This window comes from Collinsella aerofaciens (assembly GCF_028206795.1).
Classification (GTDB): Bacteria; Actinomycetota; Coriobacteriia; order Coriobacteriales; family Coriobacteriaceae; genus Collinsella; species Collinsella aerofaciens_AX.
Genome location: NZ_JAQLFJ010000003.1, coordinates 224,203 through 230,418 on the forward strand (window position 1 = coordinate 224,203; position 6,216 = coordinate 230,418).

A 6,216-nucleotide genomic window follows, 5' to 3' on the forward strand; every position below is an offset into this window, starting at 1 on the left:
GTCATCCAGCGTAATCGTTGTCTAAAAACAAAGCGAACGGTAGGTTCATATATACGAACCTACCGTTCTACCTGCGCAAACCACCACAAAGGGGACAGGCACCTTTGTGACGGTTCTGGACTTGGCCGGCCAGTTTGTCTCAATCTGTAACAGTTAGAGGTCAAATTCCCCGCTTGGTGTTACGGATCGAGACATTAGATTGGCGACCATTCGGTTCATCTCAATCTGTAACATCTGGAGCCGTTTTGGGCAGTTTGGTGTTACAGATTGAGATTTTACTGAAGCCGAGAACGAGAGCCGTCACCCAGCCCTAATGCTTGCGGCGCTTGGTCGCGGCGATGCCGGCGGCGGCTACGGTTGCACCGGCGATGCCCAGGGCGGTGACCGTCATCGCGGTGGTATCCCCCGTGGTAGCCAGGACAGCATCGCCCTTCTTGGCCTGCGTGGTTTTCTCAACCGTCTTGATCGTGGCGGTTGTCGTGGCCGGCTTGGCCGCGGGCTTGGTCTCGGGCTTCACCTCGGGCTTGGTCTCAGGCTTGACTTCAGGCTGCGGTGCGGGCTTTTCGGGGTCGACCGGAGCCGGCGTAGCTTCGGGCGTAAAGGTCAGATCGGTGTTGAGCCACAGGGTGTAGATCCAGCCGCTGTCCTCATCGGATACGCTATCCGCGACCTGGTAGCCGCACTCCTGGCCGTTGATCACCAGCTTGGTGTCGGGCGTAAAGTAGAAGCCGCGCGCGGACTTGAGGTAGATACCGTAGCGATAGGTCACGCCGGGCTTAAAGACGTCGATGTGATTCGTGATGTTCTGATCCCAGAACTTCTGAGAGTTCACTTCGCTGCCATCGCTGCCCGTCCAGAACTCACACTGAGGAAGGGAGCTGGAACCCGTCGGAACATTCGCCGTAAAGACCGGCTTATCGCCCGCCTTAAAGGTGGTCGTGGCGCCGTTGATCTCGATAACGTCGATGGCCCGCCATTCGTCGATCGGCTGCTCGCACAGCATATTGTCAGCGTTTGGCGCGAAGACGCCGTTGGCGGTCTTTGTGTGGTGCACCCAATGACCGTTGACGTTCATTTCGCAGCCATCAGACACGGTATTGTCGCCCTTGAGCCTCAGCTCAACGGAGTACATGTAGAACTTGCCCTCTTCGAAGTGGTCAATCTTCTTCATGCCCGGCGTGTACTTTGCGGGATCGGAATACCAGAAGGCAACTGGCTTGAGCTTCGCAGGGTCGCTGTCATCCATCTCTTCCCAGCACTCATAGGCGATCTCATACTTATCGGCATCGGCGGCAGGAATCGTCGCGGTCGCACGCGGCGCCTCGCCGGGCGCGTAGTCGGTTTTCACATCGTTGACGTTTAGGTTCTCAAGAGCTTCGTTTTCCGACGAAGCAGGCATCGTAATTGTTTTAATAGCAGGGACATACAGGAATTCTCCGCTTAGACTCGACTTTACGGTTTCCCCGTTTACGGTAGCAACGGTTTCATCGCTGAAGGAATATCCGTCTTTTGGCTTCAGCATAAGAGAATACACGTACTCTTTCCCGCTTTTAAACTTTGTAATAGTCGGCAGGGAACCATGTGAGCCGTTATCGGAATACCAGGCAGCAACGGGTTCGTTGTTTTCAAATTCCTGCCAGCATTCATAAGCGATTTCATATTTATCTGCATCGTAGTTAGGGACACCTGCCGTCGCCTGCGGACCAGTATCCAGCTGCCAATTGAAGTTCGTATTCTGAACATTGGCAAAGGAGATGGATTCCGATTCTGATTCCGCTGCCGGGATAACAAGGCACGCCCTCTCGTAGACATGGGTGCGGGTGTAGTAGTCATCCCGGATCTCGTTAATAGTGGGTTTCCCGGTCGCCTCGGTGTCTCCTTTAAAGGCGTCGTCCGGATCACCGATGATGATATTCCCGGGCTCTGTACCCGTATACGTAAGCTTGGATCCATCATAGGTGGTCGTCATCTTGGACTTATTCTCCTTGTACTCCGTAAAGTACTTCTGCTCCTCCTTCTGTCTCTGAATCTTGCTGATATCCAGGGTAAGCGTTGTTTTATTGCTCGCACTGTCATACGCCGCATGGACGATCAAGTCCCCCAGGCCGATAAAAGTCAAAGCGCTACCATCGAGAGCAGACTGGTCTCCATCTACAAGGGCAATCCCCTCCACATACTCAATCGTTTCTTCTTTCTTGATGTCGGTGTAATTGTTCCGCACCGTAATATTGACCCTAACGCCGCTGCCGCCAACAACATCGGTCACACCGCAGGGCATGATGGCGTCATTCGCCGGCGTGGCGGCGTTGTCGCTGGGAGTATTTTGTTCAGCGGGTGCCGCATCGTTGGATTCATCGGTGGCGCCAGTCGGGGCCGTCTGCTGAGGCTCAACGGTGGCTTGCGCCGCCGGAGCAGCATCGGTTGCAGGCGCGGTCGAAGCAGCCGGTGCGGTCGTTGCAGCCGTATCCCCCGCAACCGTCGGCGTCACCGGAGCCGCGGCAACCTCATCCGTCCCAGCGGCGGGATCGGCGCATTCCGTCGCCAGCGCCACGCTCGGCAGCAGCAACTGACCGACCATAAGCGCACACGCGCCGGCGCAAGCTATTTTGGCACCCACACAACGCCAGGTACCATGAACCAGCGAGCAGGTACGCTCACGCTGAGCTTGCTTGTCAAAGTGGCTTACGTTCATAACGGCCTCCTTGGTCGATGGGCCATACCACCACAAAGGTGCCTGTCCCCTTTGTGGTGGTCCTGTACCACCAAGATGTGCCAAATGACTCCGCACGCCTAGGTTCGTAGATGCGAACCTAGGCCTCTAACTGCGGAAATACAAAGAGCCGCCGCGAGGGCATTTGTGCTCGCGCGGCGGCTGAAAATGGCTATGAAAGCTTGCACTAGCGGTTGCGGCGCTTGGATGCGACGAAGCCGGCGCCGATGACGGACGCACCGGCAATGCCGAGGGCTGCCGCCGTCGTCGCGGCGCTATCGCCCGTGGCGGCCAGGGCGCCGGAAGCGTTTTTGGCCCCAGCTGCAGTCTTGGTCGTAACGGTCTTGGTGGTCTTTGCGTCCTTGTCTACGGGCTTGAGGTCAGGCTTCTGCTCGGGATTGGGCATGGGATCGGGCTCCGGAGCCGGCTCGGGGTCCGGCGTTGGGTCCGGCTCCTGCCCGTCTCCAAAATCAATCGCCACATCATGGGCGACCTCGACAGAACCGACGATATCCGAAATCGCAGACGAACCGGCAACACCGATGACCTGCCCGCTCTGGGAACTAGGCCATTGCCCCGTATCGACAACCTTCTTCACATCGCGCACGGCACCGTCCGTCGGAGTCGTAATCATCGCGTTCCCTCGTAAATCGATCATCGCGGCATGGTACAGGGTCGCATTCGCGCCGTTGCGGTTGATCGCATAGATTCCCGCAGTCGCGCCCGAAGCCTCAATCTTCGATTTGAAAATCTGGATACGAGGCGTTTCAAACCTGGTATTTGCCTCTGCCATGATTCCAAAACTTTGATTGCGATCGGCGTCGATGCCGCTTGCGGCAGACAGGCTTCGAGACGTGAGGTTCGACTTCTCGACAAGCATCCACACCGCACCGGCTTGCGAGCGTGCGCTGATACCCGCCGAGAGCGAAGCCGCACTACCAGCCGAAAGCGTGACATCGGCTCCGTTGACGATTTTCATGAGGGTATTCTTCTTGATACCAAACGTATTGATGCACATGGAAGCCCACGAGGCATCGCCAGTCTTAATCGACAGACTGGCGCCATCGACGGTGACATCGCCGCCGTGCTCATAAGCGGAATCCGGCTCTTCCTGCTCGCCTTCCTGGGCAGCGTGTCTGTTTGGAATGTTATCAGCATGGATACCGCAGATGATCTCCAGTGGACGCCAAGATCCTTCAGCCGATTTCGCCTCGATTTTGACATCAGCGCCCTTATCGATTGTCACGCCGCCGGCCGTCGCGCGAATGCCCGCCACGTTTTCCGCTGCACCCGAAGCCGTCGCGTTGACGCTGACGCCGCTGATGGTCACATCGCCGCCGGTCCTGCCGTCTCCCGACGCTGTAATTACATCGTTCTGGGCCGTCGCATTCAGGGTGCCGTCGCCGGTAATGGCAAGGTTGCCGTTCTTGACAGCAACGGCGCTCTGCCCGGCGTCGGCCGTGACGGTGTTGGTGCCCGTCACGCCCATGGTGAGGTTGCCCTTGGCGCCGATGGAGCCGCCGTCGTAGCCGTTGAGCTTCATGTCGTCGGCACCGTTCCAGGACCAGGTTCCCGCCTCGTCGCCGGCAGCGGTGCCCGCGTCGTACTGCGTGCCGCCCACGTTGACCCAGTCGGCGGCGAGCGCCACGCTCGGCAGCAGCTGGCCGGCCATGAGCGCGCAGGCCCCCGCGCAGGCGAGTTTTGCGCCCACGCGGCGCCATGTTCCGTGGGAGAGCGAGCACGCGCGGCCGTGGTCGATTGGGTTGTCATGGATTTGCTTTCGCATGTGAGCCTCCTTGTCGTAAGGGGTGCCTCTGTAACACCATGTTACGGGAAGATATCCGGATCCCGGGGCACAAATTCTCATGTGGCGCACCTGCCAGCGCAAAAGGCAACGAGCATGCGATTGCCAAGCGCACCCCGCCCCCCGAAAGGCCCGCCCCCTACCGCCATGGTCTACAATCGAGGGCACAATCATTCGTCCATCCAAAGGACCGTCCTTGAACCTAAGCAAGCCTAAAATCAACGCGCTTCTGGCACTCGCTCTTTTTACCTTCGCCTTTCTTTCCGCCGAGTTTCGCTTCGATATCAATGTCGGGCTGCTCTCCGGTGCCGAACGCGTTGTAATCGCACAGGGCTTTATTCTGGGTGCGAGCGTGCTCGGCTTTATCGGGTACGCGCCGCTGTTCGGGCTCGCACAGCGCAAAGGCCACTCACTAGCAGCCGTCAACGCCGCCGCCGTCCCTATCGTCATCATGGGCCTGACGCAAATTCAGTTCCCTACGGCCCCGCTTGTGCTCGAGATTCTGGGCTGCGTGGCATTCTTTGGGCTCGGTCTGCTGGGTGCCGCTGCTCACCACGCCTTTTCGTTGGCATTCCAGGATGACCCCAAACTCGCCACCGGCGCGGGAGCGGCCTATGCCGCGGGCATCCTGATGCAGTTCGCCGTCAACCTGCTCAATTGCGGCGGTATCGCAGAGCTTATCGTTCTCGGCACAGCGACGATCGCCATCTCTGCCCTCAGCGCTGTTCCTCAAAACACAGACACAGCCGCGAACCCCGCCATCAATCCCTTTGTTGAGCCCTCTCACGCCCTCGCCAAGCAGGCGTGTTGGAGCATCGCGCTGGTCATGATTCTTGCCTGCTTGTTCTCGACCCTCGACAACGTGGTCACACTCTCCAACGCCCACGGCACCATTGCCGTGCAGACCTGGCCGCGCCTCTTTTTGGCAGCAAGCGGCCTTGCCGCCGGTCTTATCTTTGATCTTGCCGAGCGCCGCTACATGGGACTTGTCATGCTCGGCATCGCCGTGCTCTCGACCATTTCCATCCTGGCCGTGGAGGCCGGCGCCGATCCCAACCTGGGCCTTGTCGTCTTTTACCTGAGCTCGGGCTTTTTCGTCACGTTCTTCACTGCCACCTTTACACAGCTGGCACCGCGCATGCATGCGCCCGCTCTTTGGGCTGGCATGGGCCGCGCCGCCAACAATGTATGCGCTTTCACCACATCAGGCATCTCGCTTGCTCTCGTGACCTCGGATAACGTTGCCCTCATTATGATCGGCGCGCTCATTTTGCTCGTCGCCGCCTGTGCGGCATTCGTGGCAGCCGGCCTGTTCCGCCTGCCCCAAACCGAGCAGGAGCGTGAACATCAACAGCTTGCCGAGGAAGCGCTGGCAGCACCGAGTATCGAGGAGCAACGCCAGGCCTTCATCGCCAACCACGCTCTCACCCCGCGCGAAGTCGACGTGCTGGTAGCCGTTACCCAGGACGAGCGCCCGCTCAAGCAGATCGCCGAGGAGCTCGGCATCTCGATGCGTATGGTGCAGCGGCACCTGAGCTCCATCTACCAAAAGACCGACACGCAAACGCGCGCTGGTCTCACCAAGGCCTTCCCCTCGGCCTAAAACAAAAACCACCACAAAGGTGCTGTGAACTGCGCCCCGAAACTTGGACTGAATAAATAGCGACTACGCCGCAAGGGCCCGGTTCCGGAACTCCTCCGG

General features: G+C 58.8%; 3 protein-coding genes. 1 reads left to right on the top strand and 2 read right to left on the bottom strand.

All coding sequences use genetic code 11. The features are described 5' to 3' along the window. Positions 1 to 310: 310 nt before the first annotated feature. Positions 311 to 2,692: an LPXTG cell wall anchor domain-containing protein gene (locus PMX70_RS03255; RefSeq protein ID WP_271742864.1), complete on the bottom strand. Its 2,382-nt coding sequence runs from the start codon at positions 2,690 to 2,692 to the stop codon at positions 311 to 313. 205 nt (positions 2,693 to 2,897) lie between these two features. Beyond that, positions 2,898 to 4,496 carry an LPXTG cell wall anchor domain-containing protein gene (locus tag PMX70_RS03260; protein ID WP_271742865.1) on the bottom strand — a complete coding sequence of 533 codons (1,599 nt, stop codon included), beginning with the start codon at positions 4,494 to 4,496 and terminating at the stop codon, positions 2,898 to 2,900. Between the two features lie 214 nt (positions 4,497 to 4,710). On the opposite strand from PMX70_RS03260, the gene PMX70_RS03265 reads away from it, so the two are divergent. After that, entirely contained in the window at positions 4,711 to 6,117 is a 1,407-nt protein-coding gene (locus PMX70_RS03265) for a helix-turn-helix transcriptional regulator (protein WP_271742866.1), read from the top strand. Positions 6,118 to 6,216: the final 99 nt, after the last annotated feature.

Bases quoted from the DNA above. Each gene is read 5' to 3' on its own strand.
- PMX70_RS03255 (WP_271742864.1), bottom strand. From the start codon at position 2,692: ATGAACGTAAGCCACTTTGACAAGCAAGCTCAGCGTGAGCGTACCTGC.
- PMX70_RS03260 (WP_271742865.1), bottom strand. From the start codon at position 4,496: ATGCGAAAGCAAATCCATGACAACCCAATCGACCACGGCCGCGCGTGC.